Here is a 20,946-nt window from a genome sequence, read left to right as displayed (position 1 = left end):
TATGCCGAAAAGAGAAGATATCCATAAGATCTTGGTGATCGGTTCCGGACCGATTGTCATCGGCCAGGCCGCCGAATTCGATTACGCCGGTACCCAGGCCTGTCTGGCGCTGCGTGAGGAAGGCTATGAGGTCATTCTGATCAATTCCAATCCGGCGACAATCATGACCGATACCCACATTGCGGATAAAGTTTACATGGAACCGCTGACGCTGGAATATGTATCCCGCATCATCCGCAAGGAACGCCCTGACGCAATCCTGCCAACCCTGGGTGGTCAAACGGGCCTGAACATGGCGATGCAGCTGGCGAAAAAAGGTGTGCTGGAAGAATGCCGGTGCGAAATTCTCGGTACGGATTTTGAATCGATCGATCAGGCGGAAGACCGGCAGCGGTTTAAAGATCTGTGTCTGAGGATCGGGCAGCCCTGCCTGGAATCCTACGTAGCCCGCACGATTGAAGAAGTCGTTGAATTTGCCAATAAAATCGGCTATCCGGTCGTCTTAAGACCGGCGTTCACCCTCGGCGGCACCGGCGGTGGGTTTGCTTACGATGATGAGGAAGTCACGGCGCTGGGCAAGAACGCGCTGAAGCTGTCCCCGGTCAATGAGGTGCTGGTCGAGAAGTCGATCAAAGGCTATAAGGAAATTGAATTTGAAGTCATGCGCGATCACAACGATACGGCCATCGTGATCTGCAGCATGGAAAATATTGATCCGGTCGGCGTGCATACCGGCGATTCGATGGTCGTCGCGCCGTGTCAGACGCTGTCCAACAAAGAATATCAGCTGCTGCGCAATGCGGCGCTAAGCTTGATTCGCGAACTGAAAATTGAAGGCGGCTGCAACGTCCAGTTTGCGCTTGATCCGTTTTCTTTCGATTACTATGTCATCGAAGTCAACCCACGGGTTTCCCGTTCCTCGGCGCTGGCTTCCAAAGCGGCCGGCTTCCCGATCGCGCGCGTTTCGAGCAAAATTGCGGTCGGCCTGACGCTCGATGAAATTCCGATCGCCAATACGCCGGCGTCCTTTGAACCGACGATTGACTACGTCGTCACCAAGATCGCACGCTTCCCATTTGATAAGTTTGCCAAGGCCGATCACACGCTGAGCACACAGATGAAAGCGACCGGCGAGGTCATGAGCATCGGCCGGACCATGGAAGAAAGTCTTTTGAAAGCGGTGCGATCATTAGAAATCGGCGTCGATCATCTCTATTTGGAGAAGTTTGACAGCTTCACCACCCAACAGCTGCTGGAAAACATCAAAACCCCGACGGATGAGCGGCTGTATGCGATTGCCGAGCTGTTCCGCCGGAAGGTCGATATGATGCTGATCTACGACGCGACCAAGATCGACGCGTTCTTCCTCGATAAAATCCATCACATCATCGCCGTGGAAGAACGGGTAAAAGCCGATCCATGCGAAGCCAATATCCGCCGCGCCAAGCGCTTGGGCTTCTCAGATCAATACTTGGGCAAAATCCTGGGCAAGAGCGAACTGGAAATGTTCACCTGGCGCAAAGACCATGGACTGATGCCGGTCTACAAGATGATTGATACCTGCGCCGGCGAGTTCAGCGCCTATGTTCCGTATTTCTATTCCACGTATGAAGACGAAAATGAAAGCGCGGTTACGGATAAGCCGTCGATCATCGTGTTGGGTTCCGGACCGATCCGCATCGGTCAGGGTGTTGAATTTGACTATTCGACCGTCCATGCCATCTGGGCGATCCAGCAGGCCGGCTATGAAGCGATTGTCATCAACAACAACCCGGAAACCGTATCGACCGATTACTCCATCAGCGATAAGCTGTACTTTGAACCGCTGTGCATCGAAGATGTCATGAATGTCATTGAACTGGAAAAACCGCAGGGCGTCATCGTTTCGCTGGGCGGTCAGACGGCGATCAATCTGGCCGATCGTCTGAGCAAGCTCAATGTTCCGATCATCGGCACCGGCACGGAGGCGATCGATAAGGCGGAAAACCGCGACTTATTTGAAAAAGTGGTCACGGAATGCGGAATTCCGCAGCCGTTAGGTCAGGCTGTGACCAACATTGAGGATGGCCTACAGGTGGCCAATCGGATCGGCTATCCGGTGCTTGTGCGCCCAAGCTATGTGCTGGGCGGCCGGGCGATGCAGATCGTTCATCAGGATGAAGAACTGGTCGAATACCTGACGACGGCGGTTAAAATTGACAAGGATCAGCCTGTGCTGGTCGATAAGTACATCCATGGCTGTGAAGTCGAAGTCGATGCGATCTGCGATGGAAACGACGTCTTCATTCCGGGCATCATGCAGCTGGTTGAAGCGACCGGGGTGCATTCCGGGGACTCGATGAGCGTCTATCCGCCATACTCCTTAAGTGAACAGGTCAAGGCGACAATCCGTGACTACACGGTCAAACTGGGACTGGCGATTGGCATCGAAGGCTTGTTCAACATCCAGTTCATCGTCGATGAAAACGATGAGGTGTCCGTGATTGAAGTCAATCCGCGTTCCTCTCGTTCCGTCCCGTTCTTATCAAAGGCAACGGGCATACCAATGGCCAATATCGCAACCAAAGTGATGCTGGGCCGCAGCCTGAAAGACCAAGGCTTTACAACGGAAGTCATGGCTGAGAAAAAACGCTTCTATGTCAAGAGCCCGACCTTCAGCTTCTCGAAGCTGCACGGTCTGGACGCTTACCTGTCACCGGAAATGAAATCGACCGGCGAGGCGATCGGCTATGATGATTCGCTCAACCGCGCCCTGTATAAATCCCTGCAGGCCTCCAACATGCGGGTTGTCAATTACGGCACGGTGCTGGTGACGCTGGCCGATCAGGACAAAGCGCGGGCAATTCCGTTAGTCCGCCGGTTCTACGATCTGGGCTTCAATATCGAAGCGACTTCGGGCACGGCGAAACTGTTGAAGGCGCACGGCATCAAAACCCGTGAAAAGAAGAAAATTTCCGAGGGTTCAGAAGAAATTCTGGACTCCATCCGCAAGGGTCATGTCACCTACATCCTCAATACCTTGTCTTCCAGCGACACCAACACCTCCAAAGACGGCTATCAGATCCGCCGGTGCGCTGTGGAAAACAACGTGACCGTCTTTACTTCTCTGGATACGGTCAATGTCCTGCTGGATGTTCTGGAAGAAATCACAATGGGTGTTTCAACCATAGATCAGAATTAAGGAGGAGTTATGAAAGAGCGTATACAACAATACCGAATCATCTCCAACTGGCAGCTGGCGGATCAGGTGTTTGAAATGGAGCTGGAGGGAGATTCTTCCTGGATCACCCATCCCGGTCAGTTTCTCAACGTCACGATTGACAATGCCTATCTCAAGCGTCCGATCAGTATCTGCGATTGGAATGAAAACGGTCTGACGCTGATTTACAAGGTCGTCGGTTTCGGAACAAAACAGATGTCGCAAAAGCCGCCGGGAACCATGCTGGAATGCTTAGTGGGTCTGGGCAACGGCTTTACACCGGAAGCGTTTGAGGAAAAACGCGTGCTGTTAGTCGGCGGGGGCGTCGGCGTGCCGCCGCTTTACGGACTGGCAAAAACCTGTTTGAAGCAAGGCAAGCAGCCGGTGGTGATCCTGGGCTTTACCTCGGAAAAAGATATTTTCTACATCAAGAAATTTACCGATCTGGGCTGCGATGTCAAGCTCAGTACCAACGATGGAAGTCAGGGCGTGAAAGGCTTTGTCAGCGACGTTATGGTTCAGGAAGGCTTGACTGATTTGCCGTATTTTGCCTGCGGACCGATGCCGATGCTTAAAGCGGTATGGAAAACCTCTAACGCGCAGGGGCAGCTGTCCTTTGAAGAGCGGATGGGCTGCGGCTTCGGCGCCTGCATGGGCTGCAGCTGTGAAACAATTTCCGGCCCGAAACGCATCTGTAAGGAAGGCCCGGTGCTTTCCAGTCAGGAGGTCTTATGGACGAAAGATTAAAGGTCAGTCTGTCGGGCTGGCAGCTGGACAATCCGATCATTCCCGCCAGCGGCACATTTGGCTTCGGCTATGAATTTACGGAGTTTTATGATATCAACATCCTCGGCTCGATCGCAACCAAGGGCACAACCCGTGACCCGCGCTTCGGCAATCCGACGCCGCGGATCGCAGAGTGTGAAAGAGGCATGATCAATGCCGTCGGCCTGCAGAATCCGGGAATTGACAAGGTGATCAGCGAAGAATTCGCGAAGCTGAAGCAGGTGTATCACAAGCAGGTCGTGGCGAATGTTTCCGGATTTTCCGAAGAAGAATACGTCGAATGCGCGAAGAAGATGGATGCTCAGGACATCGTTGGGATTCTGGAAATCAACATCAGCTGTCCGAATGTGCATGGCGGCGGGATGAGCTTCGGAGTTTGTCCGGAAGCGGCCGCCCAGATCACGAAAGCCGTCAAAGCGGTGACGAGAAAGCCGGTCTACATCAAGCTGTCGCCGAACGTGACGGATATCGTGGCCATCGCCAAAGCCTGTGAGGAAGCCGGCGCGGATGGAATTTCAATGATCAATACCTTGTTGGGAGCGCGGTTCGACCTGCGTACCGGCAAGCCGATCATCGCCAACGTCATGGGCGGATTCTCCGGCCCGGCGATCAAACCGGTTGCACTCAGAATGGTGTATCAGGTGTATGAAGCCGTGAAGCTGCCGATCATCGGAATCGGTGGGATTGCCTGTGCTGAAGATGTCATCGAGATGATGAGCGCTGGGGCAACGGCCGTGGAGATCGGCGCGGAAAACCTGCGCAACCCCTATGTCTGCAAGGAAATTATTGAACGGCTGCCATCCTTGATGGATGAACTGAAGATTGAGAAATTGAGTGATATTATAGGGAGGGCTCACCAATGACGAAAGAAAAAGATGTAATGATCGCCTGCGACTTTTCAACCAAAGCGGAAACCATGGCCTTTTTGGATCTGTTTACCGAAGAAAAACCGTATGTCAAAATCGGCATGGAACTGCTTTATGCGGAAGGTCCGGATATGGTTCGTGAAATCAAAGCTCGGGGACATAAGATTTTCCTCGACCTGAAGCTGCATGACATTCCCAATACCGTAAAAAAAGCAATGCGCAACATCGCGTTGCTGGACGTCGATATGACTAACGTCCATGCGGCAGGAACGATCGAAATGATGAAAGCGGCGCAGGAAGCGATTGATGAGGTCGGCGCGCATACCCAGCTGATCGCGGTCACTCAGCTGACCAGCACCAGTGAAGAACGGATGCGCAGTGAACTGTGGATTGATCATCCGATTGCCGATACCGTTCAGCATTATGCCCGCAACGCGGAAATTGCCGGGCTGGCCGGGGTTGTCTGCAGCCCGCTGGAAGCTGATCTTGTGCATCAGGTCTGCGGTGAAAACTTCATCACGGTAACGCCGGGCATTCGGTTTGCGGATGACGCGAAGGGCGATCAGGTTCGTGTAACGACGCCGGCCAAAGCCCGCGAGATCGGTTCCGATTACATTGTCGTCGGCCGTTCGATCACCGCCAGTTCAGATCCGGTAGCCAGCTATCGCCGCTGCGTCCGGGAATTTGTAAAGGGAGAATAAATCATGAACACAGAAAAAAACATTGCCAAGCACTTACTGGATATCAAAGCGGTTTTCTTGAAGCCGAATGACCCGTTTACCTGGGCCAGCGGCATCAAAGCGCCGATCTACTGCGACAATCGTCTGACCTTGTCTTATCCTGAGGTTCGCGATGATGTGGAGCATGCCATCGCAGAGATCATCAAAACCCATTATCCGGAATGTGAAGCCGTAATGGGCACTAGCACCGCCGGGATTGCGCATGCCGCCTTGGTAGCTCAGATCCTGAACCTGCCGATGGGCTATGTCCGTTCCAGCGCCAAAGATCATGGCCGGACCAATCAGATTGAGGGCCGCTGCGAACCGGGAACGAAAGTTGTTGTCGTTGAAGATCTGATCTCAACCGGCGGCAGCTGCATCGACGTTGTCAACGTGCTGCGGGAGGCCGGCGCGGAGGTCTTAGGCATTGCTTCGATCTTCACGTATGGCCTGCAGAAAGGAATCGACCGTCTGGCAGCCGCTCAGGTCAAGAATGTTTCAGCTTCCAATTATGACGCCCTGATCGAAGTTGCCGTAGAAACCGGCTATATCAGCGCCGATGATGTTAAAAAGCTTCAGGCGTTCCGCGCCAATCCGTCCGATTCCAGCTGGATGAGCTTATAAAACAAAGAGCCATTTCGGCTCTTTTACATTGGCTTCAAAATTAACCTGCTTTCTTGTTAAGGAAACAACGTTCCTGCCTGAACAGAGCAGGTCAGATATTTCAGAATGTCAGAAAAAGAAAAAGCTGAGTGATTCGATAACCCTTACTGAGTATTCAATTTCCATACGGAAATCGTTTATCGTAAGTCTGAATCATCAGCTTTTTATTTTATTTTTCCGGAATTTCGACCGGCAGCTTGCCTTCCGGAAGCAGGGTTCCATTTAAAACGGAAATCGCTGAAAGCACGGCTGATGGGGTATAGCCATAGGTACATAAGACCGTCGGCGCGTCTTCAAGATACTGCAGATCATACGGACTTCCAGCACAGATCACAACGATCGGTTTTTCGGTTTCCAGCAGCTGAGTCAACAGATTCAGCTGGTTGGGGGAATCCGCCATGTTGTAAACTAACAGAACAATCGTATCGTAACCACTTGCCTTCTGCAGAATATCCTCAATTTCTGACTGCGTTGGATCCTGATGAACATTGACAGCTTTGCCAAACAAGGAATCGGCAGCGACTTCACCGAAGCTTTTTTTATCGAACGCTAAAGGATAGACGCAGGGGAAGGAAACAAACAAAGTACTGTCTGTGGGCAGCGGGAGCGCTGAAACATCATCCCGAATGAGTGTCATACTTTGATCTGAGGTTTCCTGTACAAGAACCTGATGGGCATTAAGATCAATATCATAAGGCGCATGATTCTGTTCACCCTGATCAATAAACAAACCATAGTCATTCTTAATTCGCAGAATCGAAAGCACGGCATCATCCAGCCGCTCGGCTGTAATCGTTCCCTGGCCGACAGCTTCAATCAGAGCTTCGATTACCGGTGTCTGAACGTCTTCACTGTCCGGCTGCAGGACTTTGCCATCACCCAGGATCAACATGTCCACGCCCGCTTGAATGGCTTTCACAGCAGCTTCTGCCATCCCATAATGCGCCTGGATGGCGTCCATCTGCAGACTGTCGCTGATGACAATTCCATTGTAGCCCAGTTCATCTTTCAACAGATCCGTGACTATTGTTTTGGATAAGGTCGCAGGAATTTTTTCCTTTTCAATTTTAGGAAACAAAATATGCGAAGTCATAATCGCGCTGACACCGCTGTGAATCGCCGCTTCAAATGGAATCAGTTCCATGGCTTTCAGTTCATCCAGTGTTTTATTGACCTTCGGCAAAGCAAAGTGTGAATCTTCACTGGTATCACCGTGGCCTGGAAAATGCTTCGCAACGCTGACCATTCCGCCTTCCTGCAGCCCTTTAATCCAGATTGAGGCAAAGTTGGCTGCAGCCTGCGGATCATCTCCATAAGCCCGCAGATGAATGACCGGATTATCCGGGTTGCTGTTGACATCCAGCACCGGCGCGAAATTCATATTGAAGCCCATGCCGGAAAGTTCATCGGCCATGGACCAGGCCAGGGAATATAAATTCTCATGCCGTCCGGCCGCAATCGCCATCGGGGAAGGAAAAATGGTCACACCTTCCCGGACGCGGTTCACCATTCCGCCTTCCTGATCAATCCCGATAAACGCTGGGATCTGTGTTGCATTGCGGATCGTTTTCTGAAGCTGACCGGTTAAACTGGTAGCCTGTTCGGCATTTTCGATATTTTTTGCGTAGACGATGACATTGCCGATTTTGTTTGTCCTTAGCCAAGCTTCAGTCTTGGTATCGACTTCTGTCGTTTCAAAAGAAACGATCACCAGCTGACCGACTTTTTCCTGAACGTCCATTTTGGCAACGAGATCCTTCAACTGCTGCTCACTCATTTTATCCGGCATGGAATCTGAAGAGGGAGCCGGCGTCGATGCAGCTTCCGGCGTAGGAACAGGGATGGGGTTACTGCAGCCGGCAAGTATGAACAGCGATAAGATCATCGCCGACCACCGACGGCCGCTGAAAGATGAAGAAGAAGCTGAGGAACAGCGCATTATGCCTGCTCCTTCAAATAATCAATGACTTCAAGCAAATCATTCCGGCTTTCCTGAATCGCTTCTTTCATTTCTTCATCCGGTTTAACAAAATCATAGATCCAGACGCTTTTCATCCCTGCCCGCTTCGCTGCGATAATTCCAAATTTGGAATCTTCCAGAACAACACACTTTTCCGGTTCGATTCCGGCTTTGCGCGCGGCTGTCAGAAAAATTTCCGGATCCGGCTTGCCATGCGTCACTTCATCACCGCAGACAACACTGTCGAATTGATAAGGCTTGCCAATGCTTCCCAGCAGGGTATCCACATATTCCCGATGGCTGGAAGAAGCAACACATTTTTTTATTCCGCTTTCGTCCAAATAATCTAATAATTCAGTCAGTCCTTTTTTATTCAGGCTGCCTTTGTTTTCGCACATGCCAAAGATCTTCTTTAACCGTCCTTCACTGATTTCCGGAAGATGCGGTTTTAGATCTTGATGACTCTCCATCGCTTTTAAGAATAATTTGTGTCCACAGCCGATGATCTGATAGAAAAATTCATCATCCAGCGTAATACCATATTGTCCGGCGATTTCCCGCCAGTTTTCATTGGCCACCTTTTCTGTATCAAACATCAGGCCGTCACAATCAAAAATAACACATTCTATACTCATTTTATCCACCTCGAATCTCTCAAGATGATTATAAAGGTTTTCAAAACAAATGGCTACTTCTTTTCCTGATTCTCTTTCATAAACGCCCGCAGAAGTTTCATGAAAGCTCGCTTCTCAATTCGCGACACATAAGATCGTGAGATATGTTCCTGACGGGCAATATCCCGCTGCGTCATTTCCTGATGACCTTCTAAGCCATAACGCCGGACGATGATGCTGTATTCACGATCATCCAGCAAGTTCATAAACTGAGCTAGCTTGCGTTTGTTTTCTTCCAGCATCAGCTTATCGATGGGATCGGGCTCATCCGGAGCCGGAATGACGTCAATGAGCGTAAGTTCACTGCCATCCTTATCCTGACCGATCGCGTCATCCAGAGAACGAGTCTGGAAAGCATGCTTATTGTTGCGCAGATGCATCAAGATTTCATTCTCAATGCAGCGTGAAACATACGTCGCCAACTTATGACCTTTGTCGACCTTAAAGGTATCAATGCCTTTAATCAAACCAATTGTGCCAATACTGATGAGATCTTCAGTCTGTTCACGGCGGATATCAAACTTCTTAACGATATGCGCAACCAAGCGAAGATTGTGTTCAATCAGATCCGCGCGGGCTTCCACATCTCCCTTCGCCATTCTCTGCAGAGCGTCCTGTTCCTCTTCTGCGGATAAGGGCTGGGGAAAGGAGGTTGTACGGATAGAGCCGATAAAGCAGCTGAAGAAAACCTGTAGCATTTGAAATAGTTGTGTCCACATTGTTATCACCTTCTTCAGCGTATGAAGCAAAACAAGAATTTAGTCGAAATCTGACATATTTTATGAAAAAAAAAGCATTTAGAAGCTGAAGAATAAAGTTTTGGCAACTTTGCTTATTTCGCTTCTAAAATGATTACAAAACGTTCTGCATTCATAAAATTATGATATGATTTGATTGGTAGAATTCCCAAATAATACCAATGTTCATTATTTTATGTGATAGAATATAACCGGAATTTGTAAAGGGGGATAAAAATGTTTGCGAATGATAAAATGCGAGAAAACAGTGGACGTCTGATTAAAATATATCGTGAACGGCGGCATCAGAGATCGAAGGATAAGCAATTCAGCTGTAATGAGTTTATTTTGGCGACAAAGGAACATCCTTTTTATGAAATCATTGAAGGTGCCCCTGTTTGTTCACGAGCGACATTAAATCGTTTAGAACGAGGCCAAAGTATAAAAGATGATGATCTATATATCTTCTTTATTCAGAAATTAGGTTTTCAGGTCGATGATTTTCCAGGAATCATGTCCAATGTTGAGCGGATCAGCGAGGAATTATATACTGCTGTTGAAATGTATGATGTAGACAGGATAAAAAGGATTGATCACGAAGTGGAGAATCTTTTTTATAAAGCTAAGAATTACTTTTATTATAAAGATATTTATGATGTTTTGAAAATAATTATACATTATTATCTATATGTAGAATATCCTAAAAAAGACAAATCTGATTTAATGATAAGAATTAGTTTTATACTGAATTCTAAGTTAGAGGAATTGTTATTAAATATTTTTTTTGACTATTTCTATTATTGGGAAAGTAATATGTTTATTGCCGAGAAAGTTTATCAGGATTTGATTCGTTTTGATAATGGTTCAAAGCTATCAGCATATTTTATAGCAGGTTGGTTAATGTATAAAGAAAAATGGTTTGATGCATTAGAAATAACTAATGATGCAATTGATTATTTTGATAATTTGAAGTCTGATTATCAATTGGGTATACTGTATTTTACTAAAGCCTTAGCTTTACATACTGGAAATAAAGAAAATGTAAAATATTATTTTGATAAATCAATTGAGTGTCTTTCTTTAGCTAAAGGAGTTTTAAGTAATAAGAAATTAGAAAAAAATTATTTCAATATAGGTTTTCATTACTATTATGACAAGGATTATTTATCGGCTATAGAGTATTTCAAAAAATATTTAGAATATAAACCGCCGTTCACTATGCATATATTATACATTTTACATTGTGCAGAAGAATTAAAAACAAATTCATTAGATGAGTATTTCAGAGCATTAAAATGTGATGAAAATAAGAAAAATGATATTTGTAAGGTGTTCTTTGAATATTTTCTATTAAAGATTAATAAAGCACCGGAAAAAGAAATAGAAACTTATATAATGCATGATATACATAAGGTATTAGTAAACAAATATAGATCTGATAACTTAATAAATTATTTTGAATATGAACTCAATAAACTTGTTAAAATAACGAAATGTTATAAAGATCTGAAAAGTTTTAATGATTTTACTTCGCATAAAATTGACTGATATGTAATATTATAAGTGATTAATTGCTTATTTCTAGTAGTTGTATCAAATTTCAAGTTTAAGATATTTTATAGGTATAATTATAAATGTTGAAAGGAGGATATATGAAAAAGTTTTTAATTAGCCTTATTGCTATCATGACAGTTGGCATGTTATGCACTTCCATTAGTGCTGAAGGTACTGATCAGAATGGTTGTTCTGTAGAACATCCTGAATTGTGCATTGAACCAATGGGATGCTCGTCGCCTGATTGCATGTGGCAATAATTAAAAATCTACAACAGTGTTTGTTATGTCAGCGTAATGGGTGATGCATTATACGGGAAAACGAGAGAGCGAAACAAGTAAATGATCTAAATTACAAAAGCATGATAAACCGGACCGCTACAGTGAGAATAAAAACATAATCGATATTTATTTGACGTCTTGCTTGTAGAAAAATGATAAAAAAATTGGTGAGTGATCGTCTATTAATTAGGTGCAAAAACGATCACAAGTGACGATGGTGAATCAGATAGGGAGTCTGGTTCATCATCGTTTTTTTTCGACAAAAAATCAGAATGCAAATTGATATACTGAAAAGGGTGAGAAGATGTTAAAAGGGTATATGATTCGGGATGAATTCATCTCCGTTATGAAAAACAGTACGTCGGTACTAGAATGGATGGAAGATCGAGAAGAATATAACAATCAGCTCGATGCAATTTTAATCCAACCAGAATTTCTTTTTCAGCAGTTGAGGACACGTTTTCAAAATCGCGAGGATCTGTTTTTAGTGCCGGATAAAATCACTTATTATAATCCGCTTACCAAAAGAACAAGTACGTTAAAGAGAGCACAGTGGCATTTAGTTTTATCCGACAGGAACGAATATCCGTTTCTCTATGAGCTGAAACAGCTGCAAGGTACATTGGTTCTCACGGAAATAGACTTGTAAAATAGACTGAAAAACGATACAATAAGAACGATAATCACAGAGATAGGTGGTGTAATAATGGGAAGCGAATTTTTGAGTTCAATTGTATTTCTGATTTTGGGATTGCTTATCGGTGGTGGATTAGGTTTCTTCTTCACTCGCCGTTATTTTGAAAAGCAGTTGAAGGAACATCCTCCGGTAAATGAGAAGATGATTCGTGCCATGTTCCTGCAGATGGGACGGAAGCCGTCGGAGGCTCAGATTCGGGCAATCATGAAGTCCATGGGGCAGTAGTCTTACTGAAAAAGAGGTTAAGAAAAAACTAATATGTTGATGAGATTAATCCGCAATATATTAGTTTTTTTCTATAAAAAAGGGCTTAAGATGACGATAAGATGACTAAACTGTAAGGCTGTAAACTTTGGGTTCATGATATAATGCAGCCAGGTGATAAAGATGAAATGGGTAAAACGTTTAGTACTGGTACTGCTGCTTATCATCATGATTGGCGCAGGCTGGCTCACGGTTTTAGGCTATCAGAGATATAAAGAAGCGATAGATGAAGTCCCGCTGGCAGAAAAGATTGAAGAAGTAAAACAACGGGAAGATTATACACCGCTGGATCAGATCAGCCCCAATTTTGTTAACGCTGTCGTAGCTGTTGAGGACCGCCGTTTTTATACCCGCCGCGGTGTTGATGTAATATCGCTGGGGCGTGCTTTATTAACGAATTTGATCACAGGCGAGGTTAGAGAAGGAGGAAGCACGATCCCTCAGCAGCTGGCAAAAAACCTGTATTTTACGCATAAACCATCTCTGACCCGAAAGATTGCGGAAGTATTCTTCCTCTATGAATTAGAGGCGAATTACAGTAAAGATGAGATTTTATCTTTTTATGTGAATGTAATTTATTATGGCGACGGACATTATGGTATTGCTCAGGCCAGCCGGGGTTATTTTGATAAAGAACCCGCGGAACTAACGTTGGCGGAAGCCACTTTATTGGCCGGTTTACCTCAGTCACCGAGCCGATATCAGCTAAGCAGCGGTAAGGAGCTGGCACTGCAGCGTCAGCAACAGGTCTTGGAGGCAATGCAGGCCGTCGGTTTGATCGATTCGGAGCAAAGTCAGGCTGCTTTGGAATGGTCATCCACATATTTGAATCAGTAATTGAATAATTATTACGCCTTTCTTAAATTGACATGAAGCATTCCTTAACCCTCTATCTATTTACATCTGGGATCGGTATAATCAGAGTGGTAGGAGGTTCTGTCTATGAAAAGGTCAGTTTTGCCTTTCTTGTTTTTCTGCATGTTTATATTGAATGCAGGATGCGGCAGTCAGCCTAAGAATGTTGCCTTGGCTTCTGATTATACGGTAAAGCAGGAAACCGAAATCAGTATTAATAATGATGGATTTCCGATTTCGATCAGCAGTTTGCTAGATCGTTTTAAGTCATATAGTTTTTATGAAATGCTGAATGTCGAAACCATAGATGCGGACCAGCTAGGTTCGCTCTCGATTTCAGATTCTACCTTATATATTATTGAAGGTCAGGCTGAGGCCCGTGAAGAAAGAATATTGGATACGGATTATCATACTTATTATTACGATCAGCTGATGATTATTTATTATGGTGAAAACCAGGATATACTTCAAGCTTTAAACGAACAGCTGGGAGCGAATTAGGCAAAAGCTCTGAAATGAGAAAATTTTTAATACTTTGTTTAACTCTGTTTTTATTAGGCGAATGTTCGGCCAAAGAGAGTGAAGATATATCTTCTTTAGCACCAACCGTTATGGTTGAACCACCGCCAACTCAAAACGTCGAGGAAGACACAGCGGAAAGAGATTATGGTGGCTTGATTCCGGAAACATTGGCAATCAAAGATCAAATTAAAGAAAAGTATTTGTTTTATCCTACGGATATCGTCATTAACTTGGATTCGAAGAATATACGCTGGGTAGCAGACTGCGGAATTGGGCTTGATCTTGATATCATTACCGAACAAGATGATGAAGCTTATATTAAACTGCACCGATCGATTTATGAAGGAACGTTGACTGAACTTTCTGAAAATATATACAGCGCTAAGGGAGAGTTTATGCCGACAATGCTATCTAAAAATTCTCCTATATCCGAAAGTGTTGATTTTTATTTGATTTTAAAGGATAGAAAAGCTTATGTTGTTTTAGAAGAAATGAGGATTAATGAATTAGAAGAATATAATTCAGATTCTTATTATTATTGGCACGAAAAGGCAGAGGATTGAGCGCTCTGCTTTTTCGTGTTGCTTATCATCTCATGTCTAAAACGACTGGAAATTTCTTTGTCCGTAATTGATAGAAATTTGTTTAAAAGATGTTTAAACAACAGGGCATTCATTTTTTATTGAATAAATGAATAAAATGAAAATAGTTACATTGATTTCTTGATTTATGTCGTTTTTTGTTCAAAATTTCCAAAAATTAGCGGGGCTTTTTTGAAAAAACCGCAATATTAAAAGTAGAGGAGGTGGAGCAATGTCCACAAATCTGCTTGAGCCTAAGAAAAGTAAGCGTAAACGTATTTCGTTAATGATGGATTGGGTTTTTAAATATGTATTTTATGATCTGGAAGATCCATCTATTCTTGTTAGCTTTTTAATGGCAGTTGATCCCAGCTTTAAAAAAATTAGACTCTTTCCCAACGAGGAACGGGTTGAGCATCCGGATTCTAAAGCAATCCGTTATGATATTCGGGGAATTATCAATGAAGAAATTTACTTTGATTTGGAAATTCAACAAGAAGGAAATTTAGAAGATCAAGAGATTCGGATTGTGTTTTATTTATCTCGGCTGCTTTCCAGTCAGGCTACAAAAGGGAAAGATTATAGTGAGTTAAAGCCGGTACGGGTCATCATGATCACGAATTTTTCTTTACTTAAAGGAAAAAAGGAAGAGGAGATCAGTGATGTACTCTTCTACCTTGTAGGGGAAAAGACAGGAATGAGCTTGACAAAACATATTCAAGTGAGTATTATTGAGGCAGGGACAGCAGGACGTCTATTACGAAAACCACTTGATCGCTTATCGGCTTTAGATCATTGGCGAATTGTGTTTAAATTTGCGGGTGACCCCGAAAAGGAAAAGTGGATTGAACAGATCATGTCAATGAATGAAGGCTGCAGAAAGGCAGTGAAAAAAATGCAGGAAATTCCAATGGATATGATTGAATACATGAACGAGACGGATCGGTTAGATCGGGCAATGGTACGCAATGGAGAGATTCGGCGTGCAAGAGAGCGGGCTATGGAGCAGGGCCTGGCGCAAGGCGCGCTTCTTAAACTGATCAGGCAAACTCTGAAGAAATTAGAAAAAGGATTAACGATTGCAGAAATTGCAGAGGATCTGATGGAAGAAGAGGGTTATATTCAGCGAATTTCAGAGATAAAACACAAATATCCTGATTACTCTGATCAGGAAATCGCAGTTGAAATTTTGACAGGACATAATACGGTAAGAGAACGGTGAATTCCGAAATATGAAAAACGTATAAAAAAACTCGCTGATGATAACGAGTTTTTTTACATCCATGAAATTTTCTTTTCTTCGTGACTGCGAATGCGTTCAATATTGGTTTTATGGCGGTAAGTGACAAAGGCCCAGAGAATCCAGATTGAAGCCGTCATCATGAGGTTGGATTGCGTTAAAGTTGTAATCAGTGCTGCACTGGCAATTCCGATAATGGAAGACAGGGAAACCATTTTCCAGATTTTCAGAGTAATCATAAAGATGACAAACGGAATGACAAACATCTGAATTGGTTCATGCGTTACAAATAAGCCGGCTGCCAACAGATAACCAAAGGTTGTCGCAACAGCTTTGCCGCCCTTAAACTTGGCGAATATCGGGAAGCAATGACCGGCGCAGCAGCACATACCGGCGTAAATAGCCGCTTCCGGAACAAACAAGACGCACAGCCAGACAACAAAGAAAGCTTTCAGGCCGTCCAGAATAATTACGGTAACGCCGGCTTTTTTTCCTAACACCCGTCCGGCATTGGTGCCGCCCAGATTTCCCGAGCCGAAGTTACGAACATCCGTTTTATAGAAGACTTTGCCGATGACTAACGCCCAGGGGATTGATCCGAAAAGATAACCCAAGACCATCGCAAAAAGAATTTTAATCATTTCCTCTTCACTCCTTCGCTCCTATTTTATCATAAAAACAGAGTACGTAAACTTTTATTTTAAGCCGTTTTTGTGTATAATCTAATCTATGGCAGATTGGAATGAAGGAAGCGGGGAAAGGCTAAGAGCAGGAAAATCGAGCTGAAAGGGAAAGGAGAAAGAGTAGGATTTTTTTCTTCTCTAATCGTAATAGTTAATGGCAAAAACACAGAAATACGATGAAAATTCAATCCAGATTCTGGAAGGATTAGAAGCGGTCAGAAAACGTCCGGGGATGTATATCGGATCCACGGATGCCCGCGGTCTGCATCATCTGGTCTGGGAAACTGTCGATAATGCAATCGATGAAGCATTGAACGGATTTGGCAAAAAAATAACGATCACACTGGAAAAATGCGGTGCGGTCTGCGTAGAGGATGAGGGGCGCGGTATGCCGATCGGTATGCATGCCAGCGGTGTTCCTACAATTCAGGTTATTTTCACAGTGCTGCATGCCGGCGGCAAGTTTTCTTCCGAAGGCGGTTATAAAACGTCAGGAGGACTGCATGGGGTCGGGGCCTCCGTGGTTAACGCACTCAGCGAATGGGTGGAGGTAACGGTCTGTCAGGATGGACAGATGGTTTCAATGCGTTTTGAAGACGGGGGCAAGAAGATTGGCAAACTGGAAAAGCTGGGCAAAAGTACACGGACCGGAAGTAAGATTCGATTCATGCCGGATAAGCGGATTTTCTCAACGATTGAATTCAATGCCGGATTGATTTGCGAACGGGCTAGGGAAAATGCCTTCTTGTTAAAGAATATCACGATGGTTGTCAAGGATGAACGGGCCGGCAAAACCGAAACATTCCATTATGAAGATGGTTTAAAGGCCTTTTTGGAGTATCTGCACGAAGACCGCACTGTGCTGCATGATCCGGTTGTCTTTACCGGAGCAGCGAATGACATCGAAGTTCAATGCGCTTTCCAATATACCGATGATTATCAGGAAAGCATGGTTTCGTTTGTCAATCTTGTTCGTACCAAGGATGGCGGAACGCATGAAATGGGTTTTCGGACAGCGTTTACCAAGGCATTTAACGATTATGCCCGCAAGCTGGGGCTATTAAAGGAAAAGGATAAAAACTTTGAAGGCAGCGACGTTCGGGAAGGTCTGACTTCGATCGTATCGGTCTCCATTCCGGAAAATCTGCTTCAGTTTGAAGGGCAGACGAAAGGCAAGCTGGGCACGGCGGAAGCTAAAAGTGCGGTGGAAAGCATTGTCGGCGAAAAGCTGAGCTTTTATCTGGAAGAAAATAAAGAGCTGTCCACGATGCTGATCAAAAAGATGCAGAAAGCCTCACAGGCTCGGGAAGCGGCCCGGAAAGCGCGGGAAGAAGCACGCAAGGGCAAGAAGGCCGGCAAGAGTGAAAAGGTGCTTTCCGGCAAGCTGGCTCCTGCACAATCCAAAGATGCCAGCCGCAAAGAATTGTTTTTGGTGGAAGGTGATTCGGCCGGCGGTTCCGCCAAACAAGGCCGGGATTCCAAGTATCAGGCAATTCTGCCGCTGCGGGGTAAAGTGCTGAATACTGAAAAAGCCGGATTGTCGGAAATTGAAAAGAATGAGGAACTGAATACGATTGTTCATGCCCTGGGGGCAGGCATCGGTTCTGGTTTTGACTACTCCGACAGCAACTACAAAAAAATTATTATTATGACTGATGCTGATACCGACGGAGCGCATATTCAGGTTTTGCTGCTGACATTCTTTTACCGTTATATGCGGCCGCTGATCGAGCATGGTATGGTTTACATCGCTTTGCCTCCGCTTTATAAAGTGACCAAGGGCAAGCAGCTGCGCTACGCCTATACTGATGAAGAACTCGACGAAGTCAAGCAGCAGTGGGGCAAGGTCGAGATCCAGCGGTATAAAGGTTTGGGTGAAATGAACGCGTCTCAGCTGTGGGAAACGACCATGGATCCCCAAACACGAACACTGATTCAGGTTTCGATTGAAGATGCGGTACAGGCTGAACGCAACGTTTCGATTTTGATGGGCGACAAAGCCAATTTGCGCCGCACTTGGATTGAACAGAATGTGGCGTTTACGCTCGAAGATACGTTTAAGGTGGATCAAGGATGAAGAAGAAAGAAAATAAGGCTCCGGTTAAAGAACCCAGTCTGGTGATTTCTCCTTTAGAAGAAATCATGGGCGAGCGGTTTGGCCGCTATTCAAAATATATTATTCAGGAACGGGCGCTGCCGGATGCGCGTGACGGACTTAAGCCGGTTCAGCGGCGGATTCTGTACGCAATGTTCCATGACGGCAATACGTTTGATCACCAGCACCGCAAATCGGCGAAAACCGTCGGTCTGGTCATCGGTAATTACCATCCTCACGGCGACAGCTCTGTTTATGACGCAATGGTGCGGATGTCGCAGGATTGGAAAATCCGCATGCCGTTGATCGACATGCACGGCAACAACGGCTCGATTGATGATGATCCGGCAGCGGCGATGCGATATACCGAAGCGCGGTTGGCGAAAATTGCCGGGACGATGCTGGAGGATATCGACAAGGATACGGTCCTGTTCGCCCCGAACTTTGACGATACGGAAAATGAGCCGACGGTGCTTCCGGCGCGTTTTCCGGTCTTATTGGTCAATGGGGCGACGGGGATTGCAGCCGGTTATGCAACCAATATTCCGCCGCATAATCTAAGTGAGGTTATTGATGCAGCCATTCTGCGCATGCAGCGGCCGAAATGCACGCTGGAGGAGCTGATGGAAATCCTGCCGGGTCCGGACTTTCCAACCGGCGGCATTGTGATGGGCAAAAAGGGAATTGTCGATGCCTTTACAACCGGAAAAGGCCGGATTGTCATCCGGGCCCGGACCGAAATCGTGACCGGCAAGACATGCAATCAAATCGTGATCCGCGAGATTCCATATGAAGTCATTAAATCATCCATGGTCCGAAAAATGGATGATATCCGGTTGTCGCGGGAAATTGAGGGGATCATGGATATCCGGGATGAAACAGACCGTACGGGTCTGCGCATTGTGATCGATGTCAAAAAGGATGTCGATCCCAACATCATTCTGAATTACTTCTATAAGAATACCGACTTGCAGATCTATTACAGCTACAACATGGTTTCCATCGTCAATAAGCGTCCGGTCCAGATGGGGCTGATCGGGATGCTCGACGCTTTCATTGCCCATCGGGAGGAAGTTGTGCTGCGGCGCAGCCGCTATCTTTATAACAAGATGGAGGAACGCTGCCATATTCTGGAAGGTTTGATGAAGGCGGTGTCGATCATGGACGAAGTGATCGCCGTAATTCGTCAGTCCAAGGATAAAGGCGACGCCAAGCGCAACCTGATGGATTCCTTTCAGTTCAGTGAAACGCAGGCGGAAGCCATCGTCACGCTGCGGCTGTACCGGTTGACATCCACCGACATCGTCGCTTTGCGCGAGGAATTTGCGCAGCTGGTCAATGAGATGGAAATGCTCAGGACGATTCTGGAAAGCGAAACGGTGCTGAAAAGCGTTTTGATCAAGGAACTGAAGGAGATCAAAAAGGAATACGCTGATCCGCGCCGCAGCGAGATTCAGGAAGAAGTCGAAGAAATTGTCATTGACAAAACCGCGATGATTCCAAACGAACGGGTGATGATTACGGTTTCCCGCGATGGTTATGTCAAACGGGTCTCACTGCGCTCCTATGGCGCCAGCGACAATGCGATGACCGGTTTGAAAGAGGGCGATCTGCTAGTCGGACAGTTGGAAGTCGATACCCTGGATACGCTGCTGCTGTTTACAAGCAAGGGCAATTATGCGTATTTGCCAGTTTATCAGATTGACGAAGCTAAGTGGAAAGACATTGGATCCCATCTGAATAAATATGTCAGCATTGATGGAGATGATAAGATCATCAATGCGATTCTTGTCAAAAATTTCAGCAGCTATGCTTGGATCGTTACGGTCAGCCGGCGCGGTCAGGTGAAGAAAACACCAGTCAGCCAATGGCAGGTGCAGCGCAACAACAAGATGATGACGGCGATGAATCTGAAAAAAGACGACGCTATGATCCGGGCGTTTGTTGTGTATGCGCATGAAGATCTGATCATGATCAGCCGCAGCGGCTGGATCAGCCGTTATTCTTCCGATCTTGTGCCTTCAACGGGGACCAAGTCGCAGGGAGTCAAGGCCTTAAATTTAGCTAAAGACGACAATCTGGCCGCGGCCTGCAGCTATGGCGATGAACGCCAGAGTTTGTGGGTGCTGTCGGATAAAGGCAATATGAAACGGGTGAAAATGAGCGATGTCAGTATCACTGCCCGCCCGGTCAAAGGGGAAATTGTAGTGAAGCGGCTGAAGACCAACCCTTATCATATCGCTTACTGTCAATGCGTTCAGCCTTATGACAGCCTGATTTTGATGGATCCGCAGGTTCAGATTCTGCAGGCGAAGGACGTGCCGATGATGAGTCGGGAAGCAACCTTCTCAACACCTTTGGAATTGAAACCGGAATGGGGTCTGATCAAGGGAATTGAAGAAGTGCGGATCGTCGATCATCCAGTCGGTGAAGATGAAATTCCGTTTGAAGACTATGAAGAAGACGGAGATGAAAAAGTTCATTCCGATGTTGAAATGATGAGCTTGTTTGAAGAAGAATAAATTTCATAACTCTGATAAAAAAGCGCTGCTTATAAAAAGCGGGCGTTT

The 20,946-nt window shown here is 45.8% G+C and carries 19 protein-coding genes; 15 read left to right on the top strand and 4 right to left on the bottom strand.

The genetic code is table 11. The features are described 5' to 3' along the window. Position 1: 1 nt before the first annotated feature. Genes carB through pyrE form a run of 5 tightly spaced genes read left to right on the top strand, consistent with a single transcriptional unit; the run spans position 2 to position 6,194 of the window. Entirely contained in the window at positions 2 to 3,181 is a 3,180-nt protein-coding gene (gene carB, locus BN162_RS04530) for a carbamoyl-phosphate synthase large subunit (protein WP_020223895.1), read from the top strand. 9 nt (positions 3,182 to 3,190) lie between these two features. Beyond that, positions 3,191 to 3,946: a dihydroorotate dehydrogenase electron transfer subunit gene (locus BN162_RS04525; protein ID WP_020223894.1), complete on the top strand. Its 756-nt coding sequence runs from the start codon at positions 3,191 to 3,193 to the stop codon at positions 3,944 to 3,946. After that, complete coding sequence (locus BN162_RS04520; protein ID WP_020223893.1) at positions 3,931 to 4,848, top strand: dihydroorotate dehydrogenase; 918 nt, start codon at positions 3,931 to 3,933, stop codon at positions 4,846 to 4,848. Before BN162_RS04525 ends, BN162_RS04520 begins: the two co-directional genes overlap by 16 nt. After that, complete coding sequence (gene pyrF / locus BN162_RS04515; protein ID WP_020223892.1) at positions 4,845 to 5,552, top strand: orotidine-5'-phosphate decarboxylase; 708 nt, start codon at positions 4,845 to 4,847, stop codon at positions 5,550 to 5,552. The genes BN162_RS04520 and pyrF overlap by 4 nt, the downstream gene beginning before the upstream one ends. 3 nt (positions 5,553 to 5,555) lie before the next feature. After that, on the top strand, positions 5,556 to 6,194 hold the full coding sequence (pyrE, locus tag BN162_RS04510) for an orotate phosphoribosyltransferase (RefSeq protein WP_020223891.1): 639 nt from the start codon (positions 5,556 to 5,558) through the stop codon (positions 6,192 to 6,194). Between the two features lie 208 nt (positions 6,195 to 6,402). Here pyrE and nagZ read toward each other — a convergent pair whose 3' ends face one another. The 3 genes from nagZ to sigK are packed head-to-tail and all read right to left on the bottom strand — an operon-like array spanning position 6,403 to position 9,586. Then, entirely contained in the window at positions 6,403 to 8,172 is a 1,770-nt protein-coding gene (gene nagZ, locus BN162_RS04505; protein WP_020223890.1) for a beta-N-acetylhexosaminidase, read from the bottom strand. Then, positions 8,172 to 8,828: an HAD family hydrolase gene (locus tag BN162_RS04500; protein ID WP_020223889.1), complete on the bottom strand. Its 657-nt coding sequence runs from the start codon at positions 8,826 to 8,828 to the stop codon at positions 8,172 to 8,174. Before BN162_RS04500 ends, nagZ begins: the two co-directional genes overlap by 1 nt. A 53-nt stretch (positions 8,829 to 8,881) precedes the next feature. After that, a complete protein-coding gene (sigK, locus tag BN162_RS04495; protein ID WP_020223888.1) occupies positions 8,882 to 9,586 on the bottom strand; it encodes an RNA polymerase sporulation sigma factor SigK in 705 nt (234 codons plus the stop codon). Positions 9,587 to 9,841: 255 nt separating this feature from the next. Here sigK and BN162_RS04490 point away from each other — a divergent pair, with 255 nt between their 5' ends. From BN162_RS04490 to BN162_RS04460, 8 genes are all read left to right on the top strand, one after another. Then, entirely contained in the window at positions 9,842 to 11,152 is a 1,311-nt protein-coding gene (locus BN162_RS04490) for a tetratricopeptide repeat protein (protein WP_020223887.1), read from the top strand. Positions 11,153 to 11,256: 104 nt separating this feature from the next. After that, positions 11,257 to 11,418, top strand: coding sequence for a hypothetical protein (locus BN162_RS18550; RefSeq protein ID WP_020223886.1), 162 nt, complete (start codon positions 11,257 to 11,259; stop codon positions 11,416 to 11,418). Positions 11,419 to 11,743: 325 nt separating this feature from the next. Beyond that, positions 11,744 to 12,088 (top strand): hypothetical protein, encoded by a 345-nt coding sequence (locus tag BN162_RS04485; RefSeq protein WP_020223885.1) that lies wholly within the window; start codon positions 11,744 to 11,746, stop codon positions 12,086 to 12,088. Positions 12,089 to 12,145: 57 nt separating this feature from the next. After that, complete coding sequence (locus tag BN162_RS04480; protein ID WP_020223884.1) at positions 12,146 to 12,361, top strand: YneF family protein; 216 nt, start codon at positions 12,146 to 12,148, stop codon at positions 12,359 to 12,361. A 162-nt stretch (positions 12,362 to 12,523) separates the two neighbouring features. Further along, the gene (locus BN162_RS04475; protein WP_020223883.1) at positions 12,524 to 13,237 is read left to right on the top strand and encodes a transglycosylase domain-containing protein; all 714 of its coding nucleotides are present in this window, start codon (positions 12,524 to 12,526) and stop codon (positions 13,235 to 13,237) included. A gap of 105 nt (positions 13,238 to 13,342) precedes the next feature. Next, a complete protein-coding gene (locus BN162_RS04470; protein ID WP_020223882.1) occupies positions 13,343 to 13,756 on the top strand; it encodes a hypothetical protein in 414 nt (137 codons plus the stop codon). A 14-nt stretch (positions 13,757 to 13,770) separates the two neighbouring features. Continuing rightward, on the top strand, positions 13,771 to 14,340 hold the full coding sequence (locus tag BN162_RS04465) for a hypothetical protein (protein WP_147612138.1): 570 nt from the start codon (positions 13,771 to 13,773) through the stop codon (positions 14,338 to 14,340). A gap of 250 nt (positions 14,341 to 14,590) precedes the next feature. Continuing rightward, complete coding sequence (locus BN162_RS04460) at positions 14,591 to 15,580, top strand: Rpn family recombination-promoting nuclease/putative transposase (RefSeq protein ID WP_020223880.1); 990 nt, start codon at positions 14,591 to 14,593, stop codon at positions 15,578 to 15,580. A 53-nt stretch (positions 15,581 to 15,633) separates the two neighbouring features. Here the strand turns inward: BN162_RS04460 and plsY are convergent, their stop codons facing one another. Then, positions 15,634 to 16,239 carry a glycerol-3-phosphate 1-O-acyltransferase PlsY gene (plsY, locus tag BN162_RS04455; RefSeq protein WP_020223879.1) on the bottom strand — a complete coding sequence of 202 codons (606 nt, stop codon included), beginning with the start codon at positions 16,237 to 16,239 and terminating at the stop codon, positions 15,634 to 15,636. A 196-nt stretch (positions 16,240 to 16,435) separates the two neighbouring features. Here plsY and parE point away from each other — a divergent pair, with 196 nt between their 5' ends. Both parE and parC read left to right on the top strand, forming a co-directional pair. Then, a complete protein-coding gene (gene parE / locus BN162_RS04450; RefSeq protein WP_020223878.1) occupies positions 16,436 to 18,358 on the top strand; it encodes a DNA topoisomerase IV subunit B in 1,923 nt (640 codons plus the stop codon). After that, positions 18,355 to 20,898 carry a DNA topoisomerase IV subunit A gene (parC, locus tag BN162_RS04445; protein WP_020223877.1) on the top strand — a complete coding sequence of 848 codons (2,544 nt, stop codon included), beginning with the start codon at positions 18,355 to 18,357 and terminating at the stop codon, positions 20,896 to 20,898. The genes parE and parC overlap by 4 nt, the downstream gene beginning before the upstream one ends. Positions 20,899 to 20,946 lie beyond the last annotated feature (48 nt).

It is taken from the genome of Holdemania massiliensis AP2 (genome assembly GCF_000327285.1).
GTDB lineage: Bacteria > Bacillota_I > Bacilli_A > Erysipelotrichales > Erysipelotrichaceae > Holdemania > Holdemania massiliensis.
The sequence above is the reverse complement of the archived record's forward strand: the minus strand, read 5'-3'. Positions and strand labels throughout refer to the sequence as shown.